Annotated in this window: 25 protein-coding genes; 14 read left to right on the forward strand and 11 right to left on the reverse strand. The window is 37.6% G+C overall.

Annotation, left to right across the window (positions count from 1 at the left end; genetic code table 11):
• Positions 1–9: 9 nt before the first annotated feature.
• The 3 genes from KME09_18970 (at position 10) to KME09_18980 (ending at position 2,099) form a co-directional block, all read left to right on the forward strand.
• A complete protein-coding gene (locus tag KME09_18970) occupies positions 10–717 on the forward strand; it encodes a Crp/Fnr family transcriptional regulator (protein MBW4536023.1) in 708 nt (235 codons plus the stop codon).
• A 47-nt stretch (positions 718–764) separates the two neighbouring features.
• Entirely contained in the window at positions 765–1,529 is a 765-nt protein-coding gene (locus tag KME09_18975; GenBank protein ID MBW4536024.1) for a DUF2232 domain-containing protein, read from the forward strand.
• Between the two features lie 126 nt (positions 1,530–1,655).
• Positions 1,656–2,099, forward strand: coding sequence for a glyoxalase (locus KME09_18980; protein MBW4536025.1), 444 nt, complete (start codon positions 1,656–1,658; stop codon positions 2,097–2,099).
• Between the two features lie 46 nt (positions 2,100–2,145).
• Here the strand turns inward: KME09_18980 and KME09_18985 are convergent, their stop codons facing one another.
• On the reverse strand, positions 2,146–2,985 hold the full coding sequence (locus KME09_18985) for a response regulator transcription factor (protein MBW4536026.1): 840 nt from the start codon (positions 2,983–2,985) through the stop codon (positions 2,146–2,148).
• A gap of 547 nt (positions 2,986–3,532) precedes the next feature.
• Between KME09_18985 and KME09_18990 the strand changes: the two genes are divergently transcribed.
• Positions 3,533–4,492, forward strand: coding sequence for a LysR family transcriptional regulator (locus KME09_18990; protein ID MBW4536027.1), 960 nt, complete (start codon positions 3,533–3,535; stop codon positions 4,490–4,492).
• Positions 4,493–4,527: 35 nt separating this feature from the next.
• Here the strand turns inward: KME09_18990 and KME09_18995 are convergent, their stop codons facing one another.
• Genes KME09_18995 through cysA form a run of 3 tightly spaced genes read right to left on the reverse strand, consistent with a single transcriptional unit; the run spans position 4,528 to position 7,017 of the window.
• Positions 4,528–5,379, reverse strand: a complete 852-nt coding sequence (locus KME09_18995; protein MBW4536028.1) for a prohibitin family protein — start codon at positions 5,377–5,379, stop codon at positions 4,528–4,530.
• 25 nt (positions 5,380–5,404) lie between these two features.
• A complete protein-coding gene (locus tag KME09_19000) occupies positions 5,405–5,995 on the reverse strand; it encodes a Crp/Fnr family transcriptional regulator (protein ID MBW4536029.1) in 591 nt (196 codons plus the stop codon).
• Between the two features lie 11 nt (positions 5,996–6,006).
• Positions 6,007–7,017: a sulfate ABC transporter ATP-binding protein gene (gene cysA, locus KME09_19005; protein MBW4536030.1), complete on the reverse strand. Its 1,011-nt coding sequence runs from the start codon at positions 7,015–7,017 to the stop codon at positions 6,007–6,009.
• A gap of 434 nt (positions 7,018–7,451) precedes the next feature.
• Here cysA and KME09_19010 point away from each other — a divergent pair, with 434 nt between their 5' ends.
• The 6 genes from KME09_19010 to KME09_19035 all read left to right on the forward strand — a co-directional run bounded on the left by KME09_19010 (position 7,452) and on the right by KME09_19035 (position 12,867).
• Positions 7,452–8,972: an APC family permease gene (locus KME09_19010; protein ID MBW4536031.1), complete on the forward strand. Its 1,521-nt coding sequence runs from the start codon at positions 7,452–7,454 to the stop codon at positions 8,970–8,972.
• Positions 8,973–8,989: 17 nt separating this feature from the next.
• Entirely contained in the window at positions 8,990–9,685 is a 696-nt protein-coding gene (locus KME09_19015) for a cadmium resistance transporter (protein MBW4536032.1), read from the forward strand.
• A gap of 66 nt (positions 9,686–9,751) precedes the next feature.
• On the forward strand, positions 9,752–10,375 hold the full coding sequence (locus KME09_19020; protein ID MBW4536033.1) for a cadmium resistance transporter: 624 nt from the start codon (positions 9,752–9,754) through the stop codon (positions 10,373–10,375).
• A 102-nt stretch (positions 10,376–10,477) separates the two neighbouring features.
• Positions 10,478–11,101 carry a hypothetical protein gene (locus KME09_19025; protein MBW4536034.1) on the forward strand — a complete coding sequence of 208 codons (624 nt, stop codon included), beginning with the start codon at positions 10,478–10,480 and terminating at the stop codon, positions 11,099–11,101.
• 180 nt (positions 11,102–11,281) lie between these two features.
• Positions 11,282–11,719: a DUF202 domain-containing protein gene (locus KME09_19030; protein MBW4536035.1), complete on the forward strand. Its 438-nt coding sequence runs from the start codon at positions 11,282–11,284 to the stop codon at positions 11,717–11,719.
• Between the two features lie 506 nt (positions 11,720–12,225).
• A complete protein-coding gene (locus KME09_19035) occupies positions 12,226–12,867 on the forward strand; it encodes a pentapeptide repeat-containing protein (protein ID MBW4536036.1) in 642 nt (213 codons plus the stop codon).
• A gap of 71 nt (positions 12,868–12,938) precedes the next feature.
• Here the strand turns inward: KME09_19035 and KME09_19040 are convergent, their stop codons facing one another.
• Genes KME09_19040 through KME09_19050 form a run of 3 tightly spaced genes read right to left on the reverse strand, consistent with a single transcriptional unit; the run spans position 12,939 to position 14,895 of the window.
• Positions 12,939–13,592 carry a phosphatase PAP2 family protein gene (locus KME09_19040; GenBank protein MBW4536037.1) on the reverse strand — a complete coding sequence of 218 codons (654 nt, stop codon included), beginning with the start codon at positions 13,590–13,592 and terminating at the stop codon, positions 12,939–12,941.
• A gap of 37 nt (positions 13,593–13,629) precedes the next feature.
• The gene (locus KME09_19045; protein ID MBW4536038.1) at positions 13,630–14,427 is read right to left on the reverse strand and encodes a sulfite exporter TauE/SafE family protein; all 798 of its coding nucleotides are present in this window, start codon (positions 14,425–14,427) and stop codon (positions 13,630–13,632) included.
• Positions 14,428–14,469: 42 nt separating this feature from the next.
• Entirely contained in the window at positions 14,470–14,895 is a 426-nt protein-coding gene (locus KME09_19050; protein ID MBW4536039.1) for a hypothetical protein, read from the reverse strand.
• 256 nt (positions 14,896–15,151) lie between these two features.
• Between KME09_19050 and KME09_19055 the strand changes: the two genes are divergently transcribed.
• The 3 genes from KME09_19055 (at position 15,152) to KME09_19065 (ending at position 18,346) form a co-directional block, all read left to right on the forward strand.
• Positions 15,152–16,870 (forward strand): ATP-binding cassette domain-containing protein, encoded by a 1,719-nt coding sequence (locus KME09_19055; protein MBW4536040.1) that lies wholly within the window; start codon positions 15,152–15,154, stop codon positions 16,868–16,870.
• A gap of 205 nt (positions 16,871–17,075) precedes the next feature.
• Positions 17,076–17,537: a hypothetical protein gene (locus KME09_19060; GenBank protein ID MBW4536041.1), complete on the forward strand. Its 462-nt coding sequence runs from the start codon at positions 17,076–17,078 to the stop codon at positions 17,535–17,537.
• Between the two features lie 266 nt (positions 17,538–17,803).
• A complete protein-coding gene (locus KME09_19065) occupies positions 17,804–18,346 on the forward strand; it encodes a hypothetical protein (protein MBW4536042.1) in 543 nt (180 codons plus the stop codon).
• Positions 18,347–18,625: 279 nt separating this feature from the next.
• Here the strand turns inward: KME09_19065 and KME09_19070 are convergent, their stop codons facing one another.
• The 3 genes from KME09_19070 to KME09_19080 all read right to left on the reverse strand — a co-directional run bounded on the left by KME09_19070 (position 18,626) and on the right by KME09_19080 (position 20,183).
• Positions 18,626–18,979 carry a carbon dioxide-concentrating mechanism protein CcmK gene (locus KME09_19070; protein ID MBW4536043.1) on the reverse strand — a complete coding sequence of 118 codons (354 nt, stop codon included), beginning with the start codon at positions 18,977–18,979 and terminating at the stop codon, positions 18,626–18,628.
• Positions 18,980–19,208: 229 nt separating this feature from the next.
• Complete coding sequence (locus tag KME09_19075) at positions 19,209–19,523, reverse strand: carbon dioxide-concentrating mechanism protein CcmK (protein MBW4536044.1); 315 nt, start codon at positions 19,521–19,523, stop codon at positions 19,209–19,211.
• A gap of 51 nt (positions 19,524–19,574) precedes the next feature.
• Complete coding sequence (locus KME09_19080; GenBank protein MBW4536045.1) at positions 19,575–20,183, reverse strand: hypothetical protein; 609 nt, start codon at positions 20,181–20,183, stop codon at positions 19,575–19,577.
• A 166-nt stretch (positions 20,184–20,349) separates the two neighbouring features.
• On the opposite strand from KME09_19080, the gene KME09_19085 reads away from it, so the two are divergent.
• Positions 20,350–20,577, forward strand: coding sequence for a hypothetical protein (locus tag KME09_19085; protein ID MBW4536046.1), 228 nt, complete (start codon positions 20,350–20,352; stop codon positions 20,575–20,577).
• 153 nt (positions 20,578–20,730) lie between these two features.
• Here the strand turns inward: KME09_19085 and ilvA are convergent, their stop codons facing one another.
• Complete coding sequence (gene ilvA / locus KME09_19090) at positions 20,731–22,242, reverse strand: threonine ammonia-lyase, biosynthetic (GenBank protein ID MBW4536047.1); 1,512 nt, start codon at positions 22,240–22,242, stop codon at positions 20,731–20,733.
• Positions 22,243–22,448 lie beyond the last annotated feature (206 nt).

Raw genomic sequence — 22,448 nt, forward strand, 5'->3', positions numbered from 1 at the left:
GTCCAATCTATGGAAGACCAATCTCGTTATTTAGAGTCCAATATCAATCATGATGAACTAATTCAATTAGTTCCATTTATGTCTGATTTACCAGAAGATAGTATTCATAAAATAGCTGCTCATTTCGTCACAATTTCTCATCCACCTAATCAGGTACTTTTATTAGAAAATGATTGGGGTGGCTCAGTGTATTTTATCCTCGAAGGATGGGTGAAAATTCGTACTTATAATCTTGATGGCAAAGAAGTTACCCTCAATATTTTAGGTAGAGGAGAAATATTTGGTGAAATGGCAGCAATGGATAAAATGCCTCGTTCTACTGATGCGATCGCTCTAACCAAAACGTTGATTGGTAGAATCCCCGCCGAAGACTTTGTTAACTTAATTAACACTGAGCCGATGGCAGGAGTCCAATTAGTTCAGCTCATGGCAAAGCGCCTGCGCCAAGTAAATCGACGGTTGCAACTACGAGAGGCTAGCAGTATCTCTAGAGTTGCTGATGCTATCTTATTTCTGGTCGAAGGACAAGGAACTGAAGGAGATAAAGGTACAGAAATCCCCAATTTACCTCACCGTGAAATAAGTAGCCTCAGCGGATTAGCCAGAGAAACTGTAACCAGGGTTTTAACTAAGCTAGAAAAAAAAGGATTAATTGAAAGGAATGCTGATTCAATGCGTATTCCTGACTTACCAGCGTTAGAAGACACTATCTGTTAGTATATTCAAACCTCTAATATTTCTTTGGTTTAGCCAATCAAATTTCTATGTCCAGAGAAGACTATCAAGATTCATTGTCTGACGTAACAAACCAGGTTGATGAAGACGAAATTAACTGGGTCGATCAAGAGGATTCTGAAGTGGCTCATACCGATCCAGTTTTCTCTCGAACCAAAGTTAGTAAACAGACTACAGTTACTACTAATACAGTGGTGATGGTCGAAACTGCTTTTCTCGCTAGTACAGCTAGTTTGATTTGGCTAATAAATTTCTACTTTCCCGTAGGGCCATTTCTCAAAATTTTCTTTCCCATTCCCATCGCCTTGATTTATTTAAGGCGAGGTAATCGTGCTTCTTGGATGGCAGCGATCGTCTCTTCTTTACTGCTGTTAGTTTTAATGGGGCCTATTCGTAGTCTGTTTTTTTTGATGCCCTATGGGTTGATGGGGGTAATATTAGGAACATGTTGGCAGCGTCGCTTTAGTTGGCTATTCTCCATTGCCTCAGGTGCTGTTATTGGTTCACTAGGGTTGTTTTTTCGGTTTTGGCTCAACTCTATTTTAATCGGAGAAAATCTCTGGGTATATGTAATTACTCAAACTACTAATTTCCTAGATTGGGTATTTTTTCAATTAGGAATTTTGGCACAACCAAATTTTGCTTTAATTCAAACATTAGTGATTATCTCAGTTTTAATTCAGAATCTAGTTTATTTGTTCGCTGTCCACTTAGTTGCATTAATGTTGCTAGATCGCTTGGATAATCCCATTCCTCGTCCACCTGAATGGGTTAGAGTGTTGCTAGATTACTAACACTTTCAAAACAATAATTTCTCGTCACATCCTAAAAAGTTCCTTGATTAAATGCTTCAGTCAGGCAAAAAAATCGTTAAAATATAAGCCTAAACTACAATTAAACTAGTTGTTAGCTTTAAAATTATGATGACCACAGCTATTTTTCATTTAGCTATTCCCATCAGTAATGTGACTCAAGCTAAAGAATTTTATGCCGACAGTTTAGGTTGTGCAGTTGGTCGTGAAAACAAATCAGCGGTGATTTTTAATTTTTACGGAACTCAATTAGTTGGTCATGTTACCCAAGAACTACTGAGCAGACAGTCGGGAATTTATCCCAGACATTTAGGTTTAATTTTACCGACCAAATTAGCTTGGCAACAACTAGGCGATCGCGCTCAAGCAAAAAATGTCACTTTTTATCATCCACCAAAGTTGCGTTTTCCCAATCAGCCATTAGAGCATTACTGCTTTTTTCTCGAAGATCCATTTTATAACTTGCTGGAATTCAAGTATTATACTCAGCCAGAAGTAATTTTTGGTGGCAGACAATCAAGCTTAATCGGCGACACGGCGGTAACTAACTAAAGGATCAAAGCTCTAAGCTTTTTGATCGAACAGTAATATATTATATTTACCCTACTAGCATAATAATAAATAAGAGAAAAAATACGCTGATCACCCCCAAGAAAAAACTACTAATAAACAGAAGATGCTGGTGATTTTTGATCTGGCGCTGGATGAATCTAGGGCCATAAAGAGTGAAACCTAAATTTTGGTGGAGCGATCGCGAAGGGGAGTCTAATCGCCTTTTTCTTAATTTCTGGTTAATTTCATGTTGAACCTGAGAATATTGATTAGTCAAGCTCACAATCGTGTTTTCTTGCAATTTAATTGTTTTCTGTAATTGCAACAGCTCTGAACTGAAGTTAGATAGAGTGTGGTTCATCTGCAAAGTTTGAGGAGTTTCTACAGGATAACCAAAATCATGAGGTATGATGGCAGTTGCGCCGACTTCTCTAGTTATTTCTAACTCTCTGGCGCTCGCTTGAGTAAGGTTATGTAGAGTGCCATCCCAGTTACCAAATATAGGGCCAATTTGAAAGAAGCCTTTTTCTGCTAAACGAATAATATTAGCCAGATCTTTAACACTAGTATTTTTGAGAATATAGCCTCTGGAGCCTGCTTTTAAAGCGCGTTCTAACTGCTTTTGATCATCTTGGCTAGTCAATAATAAAATCTTACTCTGGGGGAAACGGCTGACTATTCTCTCCGTTGCTTGTATCCCATCGATCTCCCCTGGCATATTAATATCCATCAGAATAATATCTGGCTGATGTTCTTCTACCTGGGAGATCGCTCTTTTGCCATTATCGGCTAAACCAACCACCTTAATATCTGGTTCACTAGATAAATTGATTTTTAAAAATTCTCTAATACTATTTAGGTCATCAACTATTAACACTGTAGTCATCGCAATAAAAATAATAAATAGATCGATAAAACTAAATTAAATTAGTTTTATTTAAAAATAAAATCCAAAAGATTAATCTGAAAAAGGATATAGACAGTCGATTCTGGGAACTAAGCGGTTGTTAAATACACTATTTATAACTATTTATTTTGCTTGTTTTTTACTTAATTACTGTTTTCTTTAGATATATAATACTATCTAATTGCTGTAGATATTACGCAAGAGTTTTTTATGGCATATTTATGACATATCTTACTATCTTTCAGGCTAATTTGATAGTTAAAAAAAGAAGATCAACAGAGGCGTAATCAATAATATTTCTGATCCTTTAAAGATAATTATTACTTCTCAACGAGTTTAGATTTCAGTCTTACTTTCTTCCTGATTTTCATCGAACTACTGTAACGTTCCTAAATTAATTATCAATTATTATCTTTTTTTCATCGTTTGAGGAAAAATTTTTGCCAGATTAATTTGCATTTTAATCTTAATTAAACTACAATTCATTTGTAAATGGTCTGCAAATGAATGGAAAAGTAAATATCTTATGACACTAGAGCAGTTAAGAATTTTTTTGGCTGTAGTAGAACATTTACACTTTACTCGTGCTGCCAATGCCCTTTATATTACTCAGCCTGCTGTTAGTGCTGCAATTCAAAATTTAGAAGGAGAGTACGGGGTCAAATTGTTTCACCGAATTGGTCGTCATATTGAAATTACTGAAGCTGGAAAGCTTTTAGAAATAGAAGCACAGATAATCTTAGACAGAGTAACAATAACTCAACGAGGATTAAAAGAGTTAAATGATTTGCAAAAAGGAGAGTTGAAATTAGGAGCAAGTTTTACCATTGGCAACTACTGGCTACCTGAGAAAATTAGCAAGTTTAAACAGATATATCCCAATCTTTCAATTAACTGTACTTTGGCTAATGCTGACAAAATTAGTACAGGAACAGTAACAGGACTTTATGATTTAGGATTATTAGCTGGAGAAATTAAACCATCACTACAAAACAATCTCGAACAAAAAATAGTAGGTAGCGATCGCTTACAAATTGTAGTGGGAAAATCTCACCCTTGGTATGAGCGTCAAACAATTAATGTCCAAGAATTAACCACAACCAATTGGATTATGCGCGAACCTGGTTCAGGGACTCAACAAATTTTTGAACAAGCTTTACTTAAATGGGGAATTGCGCCTAGTCAACTCAAAGTTATTTTTGTTTTAAATAGTAGCGAAATGATCAAAACTCTCGTTGAAAAAGGTATTGGCGCAGCGGCTGTTCCCGAATTAATGGTTAAAAAAGAAATTCAATTTTCGACGATTCATTGTGTCAAAATTGAACATCCAACTCAAGATATAACTTTTGATATTATTAGACCTATTTTACTTACTAAGCATCGTCAACGTTTTCAGACTAAAATTTCTAAAGCTTTTGAAACAATGTTAATGAAACCAGACAAAAATCTGGAACTTTTAGTAGAAAGAATTGGCAATGTAGAATAGGAAACAGAATGAATTATCAAAAACCCAAGCTGTTCCTAATTTTCCCTTAAATCATCTAATTCTAGCTCTAACACTTTGTTAGTATCATTACCCATAACTAAAGGTAGTTTACCGTCCCATTTTTCGATTGTTTGTTTTTTAAGAAGTTCATTATTTAAGGTAGCCTGAATAAGTCCTTGTGCTTCAGCTTCTCCTCTAGCTAAATTTACTTTGGCTTCGGCTTCTTTTGCTGCTTTAATTGCCATAAATCCTGCCTTCTTGGCTTCTTGTTCGGCAATTTGTTTGGTTTCTACAGCTTCGCCAAATCTCTCAGAAAAGTGAACATGAACTAGAGAAATATCATCAACTGCAAGATAGTATGGAGTGAGTCTTTCAGTCAAAAAATTATCTACTTCTGCTTTAACTTGTCTTCTTTTAGTAATAATTTCTTCGGCGGTATATTCAGCCATAACTGCTTTAAGCACTTCTTCTACAGCAGGCTCAATAATTCGATCGATTATTGCACTTTCATTACCAATTTGCTGAAAAATTAAATTAGTTTTTTCGGGCATAATATGCCAGTTAAGAGCAACATCGGTAAAGACATCTTGAAGATCTTTGGAAGAAGCTTCTGCTGATTCTTCTTGTTTTTGTACCCGAACACTTAATTTTTTGACGGTATTAACTAAAGGTATAATCAAATGAATTCCCTCTGATAATACTCGATCTTGTACTTGACCAAATTTAATTAATACGCCTCGTTGCCCAGGATTAATAATTACAAAAAAACTGCAAAATATTACAATTAATGCTAAAGACAAAAAGATTTTACTAGCAAGTAAAGTATCTTTACTAGTTTGACGATTTGATTTTAAGTTTGTATTTTGCTCATTTAATTTTGTATTCATAAAATAGGTGGAGTTAAATTTGATTTTATATTTCGTAGTACCATACTTCTTCTTCTCGCACTATAATTCGACTAAGAGGAAGACGCTCAATAATTCCTTGCTTTTGTAGTTGTTTGAAAGCACGAGTAATACTAATCCTAGTTACACCCAAGATTTCGGCTAGATCTTGATGAGTAAGTTTAAAATCAATTAAATATCCAATTTCTATTTGACGACCAAATTTTTTAGCTAGCCAACTCAAAAACTTGATCAATGCTATATCAAGTTTTTTAGAACTACGAATAATACTTAATTCCTCGAATTGCTGAATTTGATTAAGTAAATTAGTTGTTAATTGATGTTCATCTTTCCAAGCAAAACCAATCACTTCTACTGCTGTCAGACACTCTATAGTATAGGGATCTACTTTGGATAAAGCTTGCCCAACCAGATCTCCTTGTCCCCATAAACCTAAAGTGATCATTGAACCATCTTCCAGCCAAGTTAAAGTGCGTACTATTCCTGTTTCAATTTTCCAAAGCTTATATGTATTAATGGGAAATGTCGCACGGCGTTGAAAGCAATAATAATTGCCTTGAGCAACCAGATTAGATAAAGAATAGTTGGAATTATACATGGATAAATAATTTAGGAACGAACAAATGATTTTGCTTCTTTTAGTTGAATAAATACTTGTTGTCCTGGGTGTAAAGCTAATTTAAAAAACTTATCTCGACTTAAATGAACATTTAAGAGCAAATTTTCTTCGGTTACTAATTCAGCTTGGACTTGATGGCCTAAATTTATTACTCGTTGTAATTTACCAGTTGCTACTTTTTCATGAGGAGAAGTTAGAAGTTCAATATCGTGAGGACGTATAAAAAATTGATGTTCATCATGGCTTTTTAAACCTAACTTTTGGCAAAAATCGCAGTGATGGGGCAGAATATTTACATCGCCAATAAAACCCATGACAAAAGGATTAGCAGGGCGATCGTAGATTTCTGCACTTGTTCCTACTTGTTCGATTTTACCTCGATTCATAATTACAATTTGATCGGCTACTTCCATAGCTTCTTCGCGATCGTGAGTGACTAAAATGGTCGTAACGCCAACTCGTTCGTGAAATTTACGCAACCATGTACGCAGTTCTTTGCGGACTTTGGCATCTAATGCACCAAACGGTTCATCTAATAATAAAACTTGGGGATCTACAGCTAAAGCACGAGCCAGAGCAACTCTTTGTCTTTGTCCGCCAGAAAGCTGATTAGGATAGCGATCGCTCAATCCTGATAACTGAATTAATTCTAATAGTTCTTTTACCTTGTTTTTTATATCTAAAGGGGAATATTTGCGAATCACTAATCCAAAGGCAATATTTTGCGAAATGGTTAAATGTTTGAATAGAGCATAGTGCTGAAAAACAAAACCAATGTTGCGCTTTTTAATATCGAGATAAGTAGTATCTTGTTCGTTAATATAAATTTTACCTACATCGGGAGGTTCTAACCCTGCGATCGCTCTCAATAAAGTTGATTTTCCCGATCCCGAAGGCCCTAATAAAGCTACTAGACTACCTGAAGCTATGTTTAAATCGATCTGATTTAAAGCTTGAAAATTTCCAAATTGCTTTGATATTTTCTCAATGACAATACTCATAAATTTTTTTGGAGTCAGCGAATGTTGTCAGTTGGATCTATTTTTTTAAATTAAAAACCATCTAAAAAATTTAGCTAAATTTCAGTTTTAATAAGTATTTTTTGACTTTTAAAACCTAGAACTTATTTTTGGTAAAACAGATATTTTTGCTCATTTGATAAATTACAACTTCTTGTGGCTACAGAATGTTAAGCAGTAAAAATTGAACCCGTAAACTTTATCTTACCGTAGATTTTGATTTAAAAGCCGTCAAAAGATATTCGATAAATTTTATTTATTAAATCAACAAAAAAGAATATTTGATTTTATTCAAAACTTTTCTTAAAGTGAAATAGTCCTTGGAAAGTAAGCCGGCAAAAACTGAAAAAGGTCAAAAAATTGAATCTTAAGTTCTTGAATCCAATTGAGAGAACCATGAAATAGAGAATCTACTTATGACGACCAGAATCCAACATAGGCAGAATAGTCAGGGTTTAAAGCCTGATTGCCTATCTTTCAAAGAAGTTTTAGCTCAATCTTTCGCAGTTATCGCACCCACTACTATACCAGCATCTAATTTAGGTCTAATAGTTGCTCTCTCTGGCAACGGGACTTGGCTTAGTTTTTTAATCGGCTTAGTCGGCTTAATTTTAGTCAGTATCAATATCAACCAGTTTGCTAGTCGTTCTGCTTCTCCTGGTTCGCTTTATTCCTATATCGTTCAAGGATTGGGAGCAACCGCAGGTGTTATTTGTGGTTGGAGTTTGGTAATGGCTTATCTGTTTACAGGTATGTCGGTTTTGTGTGGATTTGCTAATTTCAGTGGCGTTTTATTCGGTCATTTAGGGATTCATTTTTCCAGCATAACTTGGTTGTCCATCGGTGCGGGTATTGCTTGGTACGCTGCTTATAAAGATATTCAATTATCAGCTAAAGCAATGTTCTGGTTAGAAGGAATTTCGCTATTGCTCATCTTATTATTGGGTTATTTCATTTGGCAATACCAAGGTTTTGCCCTCGATATGTCGCAATTAACTCTACAAGGAGTTACACCAGGAAATTTAGCTACAGGCTTAGTTTTAGTAATGTTTGGCTTTTCTGGTTTTGAAAGTGCTACTTCTTTGGGACACGAAGCCAAAAAACCTTTAAAAACTATACCGAAAGCGGTGATGGGTAGTGTGATTTTGGCAGGTATATTCTTTATTCTCATGACCTATGTTGAAGTTCTCGCTTTTAATAGCGCGGGAATATCTATTACAGAAGTTGAAGAACCTCTGGGTTTTTTGTCTCGTCAATTAGGAATGGGTTGGCTAGGAGAATTAATTGGTATTGGAGCTTTATTTAGCTTTTTTGCCTGTGTTCTAGGTTGTATTAACCCCGCAGCTCGAATTTTTTTCACAATGGCGCGTCATGGTTTATTTCCTGCTTCAATGGGGAAGACTCATTTGGCTAATCGAACACCACACGTTGCTGTAACGATTTGCTCTTTCTTGGTCTTTTTAGTTCCTGCTTGCTTATGTTTATTCGGGGTTAAATTATTTGCCAGCATGGGTTATTTAGGCGCAATGTGTAGCTATGGATTTTTAACTGTTTACACTTTGATTTCTCTGGCTGCACCGATTTATCTACACAAAATTAAGCAACTACGGTTTCAAGATCTAATTTTTTCTGTAGGCGCGATCGCTTTTATGATGATCCCTGTATTAGGTTCTGTAGGAATTCCTGGTAGTCAAATGTTTCCACCTCCAGAAGCTCCTTACAATGTCTTCCCTTACTTGTTTTTAGTTTATCTCACCCTAACTTCTGGTTGGTTTATCTGGCAGAAATCCCGTTTCCCAGGAATTACTAGATCGATGAGACGAGGTATGGAAGAAATCCAAGAACAGTTTGCTACCCCCGAAAAAGTAATCATCCCTTCCATCTCAGGAAGACAGCTACGCTCCCAGACAACCAGAATTTATCAAAATAAAGATTAAGGAGCAAAAATAAAATAATGAGTGGAATAGTTACAACAATTCCTACAGGTTTAACTGCCTTTTGTGCGACTAACTTAGATGATATTCTCGTGCTGTTGGTCTTGTTTTCCCAGGTAAATAAATCTTTTCGTCGCCGACATATCGTCGCAGGTCAATATCTTGGCTTTACAATTCTAGTCCTAGCTAGTTTGCCTGGGTTTTTTGGTAGCTTAATTTTACCTAAACCTTGGATCGGCTTATTGGGGATTGTTCCCATCGTTATCGGAATCAGTCGTTTGCTAGAGGAACAAACTGACGATCTCGAAGAGGACGAAACAGAAATAGCTTCAGAATCTTCTGGCTTAAGTTTTCTATCTCCTCAAACCTATGGCGTGGCAGCAGTTACTTTTGCTAATGGAGGTGATAATATCGGTATTTATGTACCATTATTTGCTAATAGTACTTGGTCTAGTTTATTGGTAATTGTGGGAGAATTCTTTTTGCTCGTAGGAATTTGGTGTTACGCTGCTTATAAACTGACGAAAACCAAAGCGATCGCCGATTTAATAACCAGTTATGGCAATAATTTAATTCCTTTTGTTTTAATTGGTTTGGGGGTTTTAATTTTGCTCGATAGCCAAACTCTTTTAGATCCAACTTTAACCGTTATCGCTTTACTGGTAAGCAGTTTTGCTTTGATGAGTTTAAGTAAAAATTTAGAAGCTAATAGCTGATAGCTGATAGCTAATAGCTATGAACTAGTAAACTTAAACGAAGCTAATTCACATCAAGCGTACATTATGAGTTGGTGGATACAAGCAGCGATCGCAGGAAGTACAGCATTCATCGCAACTAATATCGATGATATCTTGATCTTGATGTTGTTCTTCTCTCAAACCAATAGCTCTTTTCGTCGTCAACACATTGTAGTTGGTCAGTATTTAGGTTTTATAGCTTTAGTCATAGCTAGTCTACCTGGCTTCTTTGGCGGTTTGATTATACCGCGAGCTTGGATTGGATTATTGGGAATTTTACCAATTGCGCTCGGTATTGTTAGTTTGGTTAACAATAAAGAAGATGAGCCAGAAATTCAAACAGTCTCAGATACAGCAGCCAAAAATCTATTTGTCATAATCGCACCCCAAACCTATAAAGTTGCAGCCGTCACCTTTGCCAATGGTGGAGATAATATTGGTATTTATGTACCTTTATTTGCTAGTAGTAATTTAGCCGAATTAGCAGTTATTTGCTTAACTTTCTTGGTCTTAATTGGAGTGTGGTGTTACGTAGCTTATCGCTTGACTCGCCATAGAGCGATCGCACATATCTTAACCAAATACGGAGAACGTATTGTTCCCTTTGTTTTGATTGGGTTAGGAATCTACATTTTGCTAGAAAACGATACCTACCAACTGTTCCTTTAACTTCAATTTAAGTAAGTCAAAATTTTTCCCTGTTCAAGTGACATTGTTTTTGTCGCCAATAAAGAATGACTAACAACTAACAATTAAATTAGGAGAAAATCCATGAAACTCTGGAAAACTATTTTATTAGGTTTATTGCTTTGTTTAAATTTGGCGATCGCTCCATCAGCGTTAGCCGATCAACCAAATTTTCAAAAAAATCCCGATTATATTGAAATAAGCGACAATCTCACTAAGTTATTTGAGGCACAAGCTAATAAATCCTTACCCGAAGGACTAACCTCCAGCCAAGTAGAGCAAAAAATTGCGCGACTACAATTGGCAAAATATATTATAGAAAATGGCGAAGGTAATACAGAATGTCGTAACGAAACAGGAAAAAGTATCGCAGTTTACGGTTCTAAAAGCAAAAAAACTGATACTAATTACGATAATGCTCTTTATCTTTTGCCAGATGGTCAGACTACTGACGAAGACTGGAATTGTGAAGGAGTTTATTTACCTAATGATGCCAAGGTAGCAGGTTTAGATTTAGATAGTGCAGCAGCAGTTAAAGTTCTCAATGGCACTAAATTAATAATCAAAGTCAACCCCGACACTGGGGTTTATGAATTTAATCTTCCTCCTACCAAAATATTTAAAGCTGGCGAAGCAAACTGGGATATTCCCGATCTGACTCAAGCAAGTCTTGATGTTCAATATCCCAAAGCACCAGTTGACGACTAATCAACATAGAGGCGCAAGTAATACTTGACAGAAGTAATAAGTAAAGATTTATGAGAAACATATACGTTTCAACTAACAGCTTTATTTATGCTGTAGTTTACAAGGCTTGCGCCCTTTAATTAGCTTTTAACTTTTCCTGTCAAGCAGGACAATGTAACTTTTAACTTGAGAGTTTTATTGATGCTGTTACCATTCAAATCGATCAAACCAGAAAAAAATTACGACTCTTCTGAAAAACCAAGACGCAGAAATTCTTCTCGTATCAGAGATCATTTAGCCAACGAGCGCACTTATCTGGCGTGGATGCGAACTGCAATTTCTTTAATGGGTTTTGGGGTGGTTATCGTACGCCTACGCTTTTTTAGACCACCTGTAGCCACTAGCCCTGGTAATGGCTGGAAGTTAGGATTAATCTTTTCTTTAGTGGGTTTGGTGACAGTATTGCTTTCAACTCGTCATTACTTTTCCGTGCGTCACGATATCGATGAAGATACTTATGAACCAGCAGATCGTTGGATATTGGTTTTTAGTCTCGCTGTAGTACTTTTGGGTGCAGGTATTATTTACTACGTCTTTACCTTACCTCTTAATCCAATTAATACTCTCGTATTTGAATAATTGAGAATTTAATCGTTTGTAAGTGTCTAAGAGGATGTCTGAGAACTCAATTTTGTTATGCTTAGACCCTAGCAGATCCCCCCTAGCCCACGGCAGTCGCTACAACGGAGGAAACCTCCGCAACGCGCTGCCTCCCCTTAACAAGGGGGGAATCGGAATCAAAGTCCCCCTTAACAAGGGGGATTTAGGGGGATCTACCCACTGGAAACGGAGCAATTAGACTTTTCAGATATCCTCTAAGCAAAATTAATTCAAAAAGGCGATCACATCCCATTTACGTTCAAGCGCTCGCAATTTATAAAAATTTTTACAATCACTTCTATTTATCGTTTTGAAAAAGAATAATATTTGTTCTTATTAAATAGAAATTATAGTATTAAATTAAGCAACTACTTAAGATATCTGACGAAGAGCGATCGCTTTCAAGGAGCCTAAACATTCAGAAATTATCTTGAAAATATGTCAGCTTATTTAAACATTTGCAGAATTAATTAAGGAGTAATCTAATGAACCTACAATTTCTTCAAAATCCAATTAAAGTACTTTCAACTATACTTTGTTTAGTATTGGTCGTGACATTTTCTCTTTTTAATCAGGCTAATGCTAATGCCTTAACAAGATTGCCAGAAAAATCTTATTTTCGCAGTGAATTTTCTGCTCCCCAAACAACTATTAAATCTACTGAACCTACAGCTACCGAACTAACTAAATCTCCAGCAATAACACCTCAAGAATCTTTCCCTAATGACTTAACCCGTTTATTAAAAACCAATGAGTGTGTTGGTTGTAATCTAGCTGGTGCAGCTTTAAAAGACACTAACTTACAAGCAGCTAACTTAGAAGGCGCAAATTTACAAGGCGCAGATTTAGAAAGAGCTAACTTACAACAAACAAACTTGCTGGGTGCAAATTTACAAGGCGCAGATTTAGGTAAAACTAATGTTGCTGGAGCAAATTTAGCTAACGCCAATCTATTTGATGCAGATTTAGAAAAAGCAAATCTCCAAGGCGCAAATTTAGAAGGGGCTAACTTACAAGGCGCAGATTTAGAAAAAACTAACTTAGCATCTGCCAAAATACAGGGAGCAAATTTTAAAGGCGCAGATTTAGAAGATGCAATCTTACCAACTGCAATGATAATTCGCTAAATAAAAGCTTTAAGCTCTAAGCTTTTTTATAAGAGAGAAATTAGCTTTTTCTCTCTTTTTTAATTGATTCTTCAAGATTTTTCGCTAATTAACTGTGTTAAATAAAGCTTTCCTATCAACAAAACTACCATTGACCAAGCGATCGCCATCATCCAACCACCAAGAATATCACTAGGATAATGAACCCCTAAATAGAGGCGCGTCCATGCAATAGCGATCGCGAATAAACTACCAAAAATTATCATCAACCAACGCCAGGAACTATTCCAAGTCAAAATTATTAAAACAAGGGCAAAAGACATACTAGACATGGCATGACCACTGGGAAATGAGTAATCTGAGCCGATTTGATAAACTAATTCCCACAAATGAGGTCTAGCTCTATGTACTATAATTTTACCTGTATAGCTAATAGTAATAGCGCCTAAAAAAGTAATAATAGTATAGAGCGAATAATTCCACCGTTTAGAGAATGAAAAACTCAAAGCCATTCCTACAATTACAGGGGTAGTTATTTTAAAACTACCTAATCTAGTTAACGTTTCTGCTAATAAATTTAGTTTTTCTCCCGTTTGGTCGTGAATTGTATATAGGATCGGTAATTCCCAACTTAAAGCACCTTCGTGGTTTTGTACTGCTAATAGAAGGATGACAAAAATTTGTAATGGTAAATAAATTCCAATAAACAGAAGGGTTAAAGGGTGATTTGAGCTTTGTTTAAGCAAAATATTTAAACCTATAAATAAGTTTTTAAAGATTAATTTACACAGGAAAAACTAACTTCCAACTTACTAATTCTAAAATTATATAAGTTCCAAATCTTAGTAGCCCTTGAGGTAATATCTGACAGAGTTTCGCTCCTAAGATTATTCCTGGTATCGATCCCAAGCAGATAGGTATAACTAAACTCCAGCTAACTGTGCCTAAACCAAGATGTCCTAAAGAAGTAGAAGTTAATAAGATTGCTGCTTGAGATATATCTGTTCCCACCAGTTTTCTAGAATCTAGTTGAAATAAGGAAATTAGAACTAATGCAAACATTGAACCAGAGGAAACACTAGTTATTCCTACTAAACAGCCTAAAACTGCGCCAATACTAATTGCGCCAAAACGTCCCCAATTACTTTCTAGATCAAACTTAGGTAATGAGGGTAATTTTAATTCAGGCAAAAATTTTAATAATAATAACTGGGCGATCGCTATAGATGTAACAATTAAAATCATAATTCCCAGACTATAAAGCAACAACGAATCTAGTCCATCACTGTTATTTGCTCTCAACAAGTGTAAAATTCCTATTCCTACTAACGAACCAGGAACACTACCACAGGCTAGCCATTTGACTACTTGTCCATCAATTGTCTGTTGTTGCCAATGTTTAACACTACCAAATATTTTCATGAACATTGCAGCGACAACATCAGAACTAATGGCGACTGAGGGGGGAACTTGAAATACAAAAACCAACATGGGTGTCATTAAAGATGCTCCCCCTACTCCCGTCAAACCAACCAGAGTTCCAATTAGAAAGCTCAGAGATGATAGCAATAAATAATTCATACTTTAATAAAGCTATAAGCCATAAGCTACAAGCTAAAGAGTTTAGTTAATTGGCAGAAAGGATTTAAAAGTTAAAGACTCCCCTTGAGTAAATAAATCGGGAGTACTGAGGATGTTGAATTGTAGTAAAAGCAAGATGATTATCGTGTAAACAGTTGAGGAAGCCAATCCCATCAACAACTCTTTTTTGAAATTACGTTCTTTAGATTGTTCTTGAACTACATCCAATACTCCTAACTGCATCAAGAGAATTCCCAAGACATTAGAAAGCCAGTAGCCTGCGATCGCACAGGGTAAAAATAAGTTGGCAGAAAATTGAGCGCAGATATAGCCAAAGAAATAAGCGATCGGCAGATTGAAAAATAAATCATTCCACCAAGACAAGGGTGAGAGCAGAAATCCCAATCCCACAAGTATTAAACCTTTGAGTTTCTTTAAAGAATTAATCGTATTAAAGTTTTGCAGCATTTGTAATTACATTTTTAATTAAATTATATTTAAATTCTAAATGCATTTCAATACAATGGCAATTTTATTTCAATTCGCCTGTAAAATACTAGCTCAACGAAGTTTAAAAATAACTGAGAAACTAATTGAGGGGAAAATAGTTAAACATTTCAATTCATCAACCATATAATATAAATTAGACAAAAAATGTAACAAAAATAAATATAAAGCAAAGTACTTTGCCCTACTACATTTCACTCATTACAGGAGATCATCCATGTTGCGACTTGAACATATCAGTAAGACTTATACGACGGGGGAAGTTCTCAAAGACGTTACTTGGGAAGTTAAACCTGGAGAAAGAGTAGGGTTAGTTGGGGTCAATGGCGCAGGAAAATCGACTCAGCTTAAAATCATTAGTGGTGAAATTGAAGCTACATCAGGGGAAGTGATTCGTCCTGCCAGCCTCAAGATTGCTTATCTTACCCAAGAATTTGAGGTAGAGCCAACTCGCACGGTTTACGAAGAATTTTGGACGGTTTTTGTCGAAGCCAACGAAATTCAGCAGCAGATGAATCAGGTGCAGCAGGATATGGAGACTGCTGATGCCGAACAATTAGATCGCTTAATCAATAGATTAGATAAGCTACAGCGTCAGTTTGAAGCTTTAGAAGGTTATACCCTTGATGCTCAAATCGAGAAGATTTTGCCTGAGATGGGGTTTAGTTCAGAAGATGGCGATCGCCTAGTAAGTTCTTATAGTGGCGGTTGGCAAATGCGCATGAGTTTGGGAAAAATTTTGCTGCAAGAGCCAGATTTGCTGCTACTGGATGAGCCGACTAACCACCTAGATCTAGAAACAATTGAATGGTTAGAAAACTATTTAAGAAGGATTAATACGCCGATGGTGATTGTCTCTCATGACCGTGAGTTTCTCGATCGCCTTTGTACTAAAATCGTGGAAACGGAACGAGGTGTCTCCACCACCTATTTAGGCAATTATTCCTCCTACCTGCAACAAAAAGCCGAAGCTCGAATAGCTCAGGGTTCAACTTACGAACGACAGCAAAAAGAAATTGCTAAACAACAAGAATTTATCGAGAAATTCCGCGCCAGCGCCACCCGTAGTACCCAAGCTAAAAGTAGAGAGAAGCAGCTAGATAAGGTTGAGTTAGTTGAAGCACCCGTAGCCAACCTGAGAACTCTTAAATTCCGTTTTCCCCCGTCTCCCAGAAGTGGAAGAGAAGTAATAATTATTGAAGATTTAGTTCATGCTTACAACAATAATATTTTATTTTTGGGGGCAGAATTAACCATTGAAAGAGGCGATCGCATTGCGATTTTGGGTCCGAACGGTGCAGGGAAATCGACTTTGTTACGTATGGCGATGGGCATGGAAAAGTTTGACGAGGGTAAGATTGAGTTAGGTAAACATAACGTGATTCCTGGCTATTTTGAGCAGAATCAAGCCGAAGCTCTAGATCTAAATAAAACCGTTATAGATACGATTCACGATGAAGTCCCCGACTGGAAAAACGAACAGGTACGGACTTTATTAGGACAGTTTTTATTTAGTGGGGAAAGTGCCTTTAACAAAGTTGAAGCTTTAAGTGGTGGAGAGAAGGCGCGATTAGCTTTAGCGAAAATGCTCCTCAAGCCTGCTAATTTGTTGATTTTAGATGAGCCGACTAATCACTTGGACATTCCTGCCAAGGAGATGTTGGAAGAAGCTTTGCAGCATTATGATGGCACAGTGCTAATTGTGTCTCACGATCGCTATTTTATTTCTCAGACGGCTAACAAGATCGTCGAAATTCGCAATGGAGAATTAGTTGCCTATCGTGGAGACTATCACTATTATCTCGATCGAATTGCCGAAGAAAAAGAGAAAGCTCGACAACAGGCTGAGGCAGACTTAAAGGCAGCTACAAAACAAGCTAAACAAGCCAAACAAGCTGAGAAAAAGAAAAACAAGCAGAAAAAAGCCAAAGCGTAATCTTCGTCGCAACCTTACTGGTTGAGTAATTCTCTTTGATCGAGCGAAAGTAGAATTATATCAAGTCCGCTTAAATTACTTCTAATAAAATCTTAGCGTCTTAGCGTCTTTGCGACGCGAAGCTAGTCCTTTAGGGCGCGAGTTTTAATTGGAATTGTTTAAACGGACTTCATCTTACTCAACTTTAACTAATTACTAAAAACTTATGACCCTGGAGCAACAGTTACAACTAATTATCGACGATGCAGCAAATTATGGTGTACCCAGCTCAGTTGTCGAAAGTGCGATCGCTCCCGTACTAAAAATATTTGCCGAGCAACTACAACATCTCGAATACTACATTCTGCAAAACTTAGCCGAAGATTGGGTTTTAACCACTATTGCTAATCCCCAACTACAGCAGTCAAAAAAAGTAATTTATGCCTTTATCTCCGTTCAGGATGCTGCAACTTTTCAGGGTACAGCCAATGCAGATTTGATCGCGATGCCAATTGATGTGGTGCAGCTTTTATTTCGACTCTTTTCGCTACAGGAAGTAGACAGTATCATCTTTCTAGAAAATTCGCTAAATCTCAATCATGGGGTTGAAATAGAACGCGATCGCTTATCCCAGCTAATTCGACAGCAGATTGAGCAGTTAGGCAAAATTCCGCCGAATATAGCTTAAATATCTGCAACAAAAGTTTATTTTGCAAATTAATATTGATATTTATATCGAAAATAGTTACGACTAGTCAGCAGTAATAGTCAGCTAGCTATAATTACAATCTAGAATTAGTCATAATGATCACAGTTGATGTGGGACAACATTTTGATCGCTTTACTTCGTCGATACGACCAAGCAATCTCTTGTCTATCTCCATGCCACCTAGCAGCTGGATGATCCTCATAGCTAGCAACACGGTCACAAGTATCACGGCATTATAAAGTTATATGTCTAACGTCCATAAATTTCACCGCTCACTACACTCTGGCACCGATCTTTTACAACAAGAATGGTCAGAATTCAATCGTTTTCACCCTCAAGGAACATATCCTTGTCCTGTCTGTCGTCATGGCAAAATAGCAGAAATGCCCTTAATGGAAACTTTTGCCTGTAGCTTTTGTCAACATATCTTTACTACCAACTTTGACCAACAATTGCTCAAGATGGTAGACAGCCAACTACCTTTAACTTGGTATTGGAATGGCAAAGTTTGGAAAGGGATTTATCGAGAAGGTGCAGAAGTCGGCTCGGTTTATATTCTACTGGCGATCGCTTTTGTGCTAATTCCCACAGCAATTATTGCCTTGGGGGTATATTTATTTCCACCCATGAATGGCAGCTTGTTATCCTGGTTTCCTTTGCTGTGGACAACTCTAACTTTCTGCGCTCATCTGTTTTGCGTAATCTGGCTCATTATTGAGTACTATCAATTTCCAATTTTCCTCTATGTTAGAGCTTTAAAAAGAAAACTGCTGAGTAGAATGAGTTAGCTCTTAATCATCAAAGGGTTTAAATTTAGCCAAATAAGTCAAGATGGGTAGAAAATAAAGTCTAACCCATCAAAAACTTACAAGCTTGAGAAATATTAATCTCTGATATCAAGTCCGCTTAAGTGTTTCTAATAAAATCTTTGCGCCTCTGCGTCTTTGCGCGAGTTTTAATTGGAATTGTTTAAACGGACTTCATATGGCAAAGTGGAGTTTGAAGCCATGAAAATAACAACGCCACTAAATTAAATATCGCATTAAATATCGCTATTTTAGCTAGTTTTAATTATTAGGTGCGACGGGTAAAGTTCGACCTTCTACTTGATCGAAATAAGGCATTACTTCTTCAGTGTAGTCAATTGGTAGAACCGCACAAACATTTTCATGGGGGCGAGGAATAATTACCCAGGATTCTAAAGTAGCTCCTTCAGCTTTTTTAACCGCCTCAATACCCGCAGCCATAGCAGTTTTGACTTCTGAGACATCTCCGCGAATATTGACGCTAAAACGGGCGCTACCGACACGAATATAGCCAACTAGAGTTACTCTACCAGCTTTTACCATAGCATCAGCAGCGGCTAAAATACCTGGAAATCCTTTTGTTTCGATCGAGCCTACAGCAGATTGAGATGGCATAAATTTGCTCCTTAAATTATTAATTACAAATACAAATTAAGTAATCTTAAATTACTTTTACGGCCTGGAACATGGTCGGGAAACCCGTCCTAAAGGATTAGCTCCGCGTCACCGTTTCCGCCTTACGAATACTAATCTTAGCCGACTAAGGGTAGTTTTAAAATACAGCTTTAAAATGCAGTTTTAAAATGCAGCTTTAAAATAGATTTAGCTACTTACGAATCGTCACCTAAAAGCGATATTGTTCTACTTCTTCGGTATAGCCGATTGGTAAAACAGCAACGACATTGTCTGGAGGGTTCGGGACAATATAGTGAGTTGTCACCTCACCGCCAAAAGTATTTTCGGCTGCTGCAATTCCTGCCGCCATCGAAGGTCTGACTTCAGAAATTGGCCCGCGAATCGCAATTACAAAAGTAGCACTTTCGCCCTTATCAAAATACACTAGGGTAACGCGAGCAGCTTTTAACATGGCATCAGAAGCTGCTAAAACAGCGGGAAAACCCAAGGTTTGAATTACCCCTACTGCGTGTTGTTGAGACATAAATTTCAGTTCAAAAAATTCAAGTTAATCAAAGCATATGAGCTTAGACTACTATATCTTGATTGCGCTCGGTTCCGATACCGTAGCAATAATGCGATCGCAACCCGATTTTGGCTTTGCCCATTGATACTGAGATTCTTTGGGATCGCCCCAACACAAGCCTAGATAAATTTCAGTACGGGCAGCATCAATTTCTGCCCATTCTGTTTGACCGATTAACTTCCGCAGATAATCGCTAGATATTTTTCGGTGGTGATTACCATACTGGTTTTTTTGATGGTTAACTAACCAAAAATTCATCTGACAAGTAACTCGCTCCCAAAAATTTAAGATTTTAGTTCGAGCAGCAATCAGGATCTCTTTATCTCCCTCTACAGGAATCAACTGATTGTGGATTTCAGGATAGGTAATGCTTTGTTGCGCAAAACTGCAAGAACGCCAAATTATCCCCGAAACTCCATGCTGCTGTTGATATTCATGGATTTGGCTGCGAAAATCACGATAAGCAAAAACCTTGTTTACCTGATCCATATTGAGAGCTTTGGCAACTACGGGATCATTAATGCGCTGTGCCGAGGATAAGACTACACGCCTACCTTTCCAATTTTCTTTTAGCTCACAGTCTAATATTTTAATTAGTTCTTCGGTGGTATATGTCATCAATCCAATGCGACTAAGACGGCACTATTTGCATTGTAGCGCTGCTTTGTCAATGCTCGATAATAAAATAGATCGACTTTATTTTTGATTAAGATCTGGTGTAATAACTAGCATTCACGACAAAAATACGTATGATAGGAAGGAAATCAATAGTTGGTAAGGTTTTATGTCGTCAGAAAACATCGAAATTTGCCCCGTTTGTCAAGTTCAAATCAAAGACGATCGCGAGGTGATTTTTAGCTCTGGTAAACCAGGCGATCGCACTAGGCTTTGGGCAAGAGTCTGTCAATATGTGGCAGGCAAGCGAGAAGGCTGCATTAATCAAAATGCGGAGAAAATTTCGGCGATTCAGCCGACGGATAGCTACCAGCCAGCTACTTTTAAGCAAGAATGATTGGTAATTACTGATTACTGATTATTTGCGACGCGAAGCTAGTCCTTTAGGGCGAAGCTTATGCTAAAGCACTAGCTACGCGTCGTCCTTTAGGACTCATTACTGAGGTTGTCCAAAAGATACACCTTCGGATATACCTTTTGGTATTACTGATCAGCTGAGGAATAGTTTGTAAGAAGGGTTTGAGCTTTCGTCCCAGTGGCGATAGCCGATGGAGTTGAGGAACTTTTGCCATTCAGCCATTTCATCTGGTGGTACTTGCATCCCGACGGCTATACGCCCATAATCAGCACCGTTGTTACGATAGTGAAAGAGACTAATATTCCAATTAGGACTCATACAGCTTAAGAACTTAACTAATGCTCCTGGGCGTTCGGGAAACTCAAAGCGATAGAGGAGTTCGTTTTCTGATAAAGGCGATCGCCCGCCAACCATATGCCGTAGGTGCATTTTAGCTAGTTCATCGTCTGTCAGATCGATAGTTTCAAACCCTTGCGCCACAAAAGTCTCCACGATGGAAGCTGCATCAGCGCGATTTTGAATTTGAATACCGACAAAAATATAGGCTTTGTGTTCGTTAGAAATGCGATAGTTAAATTCGGTTAAATTGCGTTTACCGATGCATTCACAAAATTTAAGAAAGCTGCCCCTGGCTTCGGGAATAGTTACGGCAAAAATTGCCTCGCGACGTTCACCAAATTCGGCTCTTTCCGAGACAAATCTGAGACGATCGAAGTTCATGTTTGCCCCGCAGGCGATCGCTACTAGGGTTTCTCCTGTAATATTTTCCCTTTCTACATAAGCTTTAGCTCCAGCGATCGCTAATGCCCCAGCAGGTTCTAAGATCGAGCGGGTATCTTGAAACACATCTTTAATCGCAGCACAGGTATCATCTGTATCGACCAAAATAATTTCGTCTACATAGTCTTGACATAAACGAAAAGTTTCCTCTCCCACTTCCCGCACTGCCACACCATCGGCAAACAAACCGACTCTAGGTAGACAAACGCGATATCCTGCCTTGAGGGATTGAGACATGGCATCGGCATCTACAGGCTCTACCCCAATAATCTTAATTTCTGGACGTAAACGCTTGATATAGGCAGAAATTCCGCCAATTAGACCACCACCACCAATGGCAACAAAGATAGCGTGGATTGGCTGCTGGTATTGTCGTAAAATCTCCATGCCAATTGTTCCTTGTCCAGCAATCACATCAGGATCGTCAAATGGATGAATGAAGGTCAAACCCTTCTGTTGACATAGTTGCTTGGCATGGGCGCAAGCATCATCATAGGTATCTCCCCACAACACTACATTTCCGCCACGGGCTTTGACTGCATCTATCTTTACCTGGGGGGTAGTTACAGGCATGACAATAATTGCCGTTGTGCCTAAATGCTGGGCAGCTAAAGCGACACCTTGAGCATGATTGCCAGCAGAAGCTGCAATTACGCCTTGCTGGAGAACATCTGGGGGCAGTTTTGCCATTTTGTTATAAGCACCCCTGAGTTTAAAGGAAAATACTGACTGCATATCTTCTCGTTTCAGCAGCAGTTTATTATTGAGCCTAGCTGACAAATTAGGCGCGTATTCTAACGGAGACTCTTGGGCAACATCATAAACGCGGGCATTAAGAATCCTCTCCAAGTAGTCGGATTTCATTGGCGGAGTTGCTATGTATAGATAATCCTCAAATTTTACCAAAAATTCTTCTCTATTCAATCGGAATCAAAAATCATTAATATTCAATTAGATGCGTTAATAGTTATTGATAGTTGTTGGGTTTCACTTCGTTCTACCCAACCTACCAGATCGGCGATCGCACTTATTGAGGGGATTTGGACAATATCGCGGATGCAAATCTTATA

The sequence above is a fragment of the Pleurocapsa minor HA4230-MV1 genome, assembly GCA_019359095.1.
GTDB lineage: Bacteria > Cyanobacteriota > Cyanobacteriia > Cyanobacteriales > Xenococcaceae > Waterburya > Waterburya minor.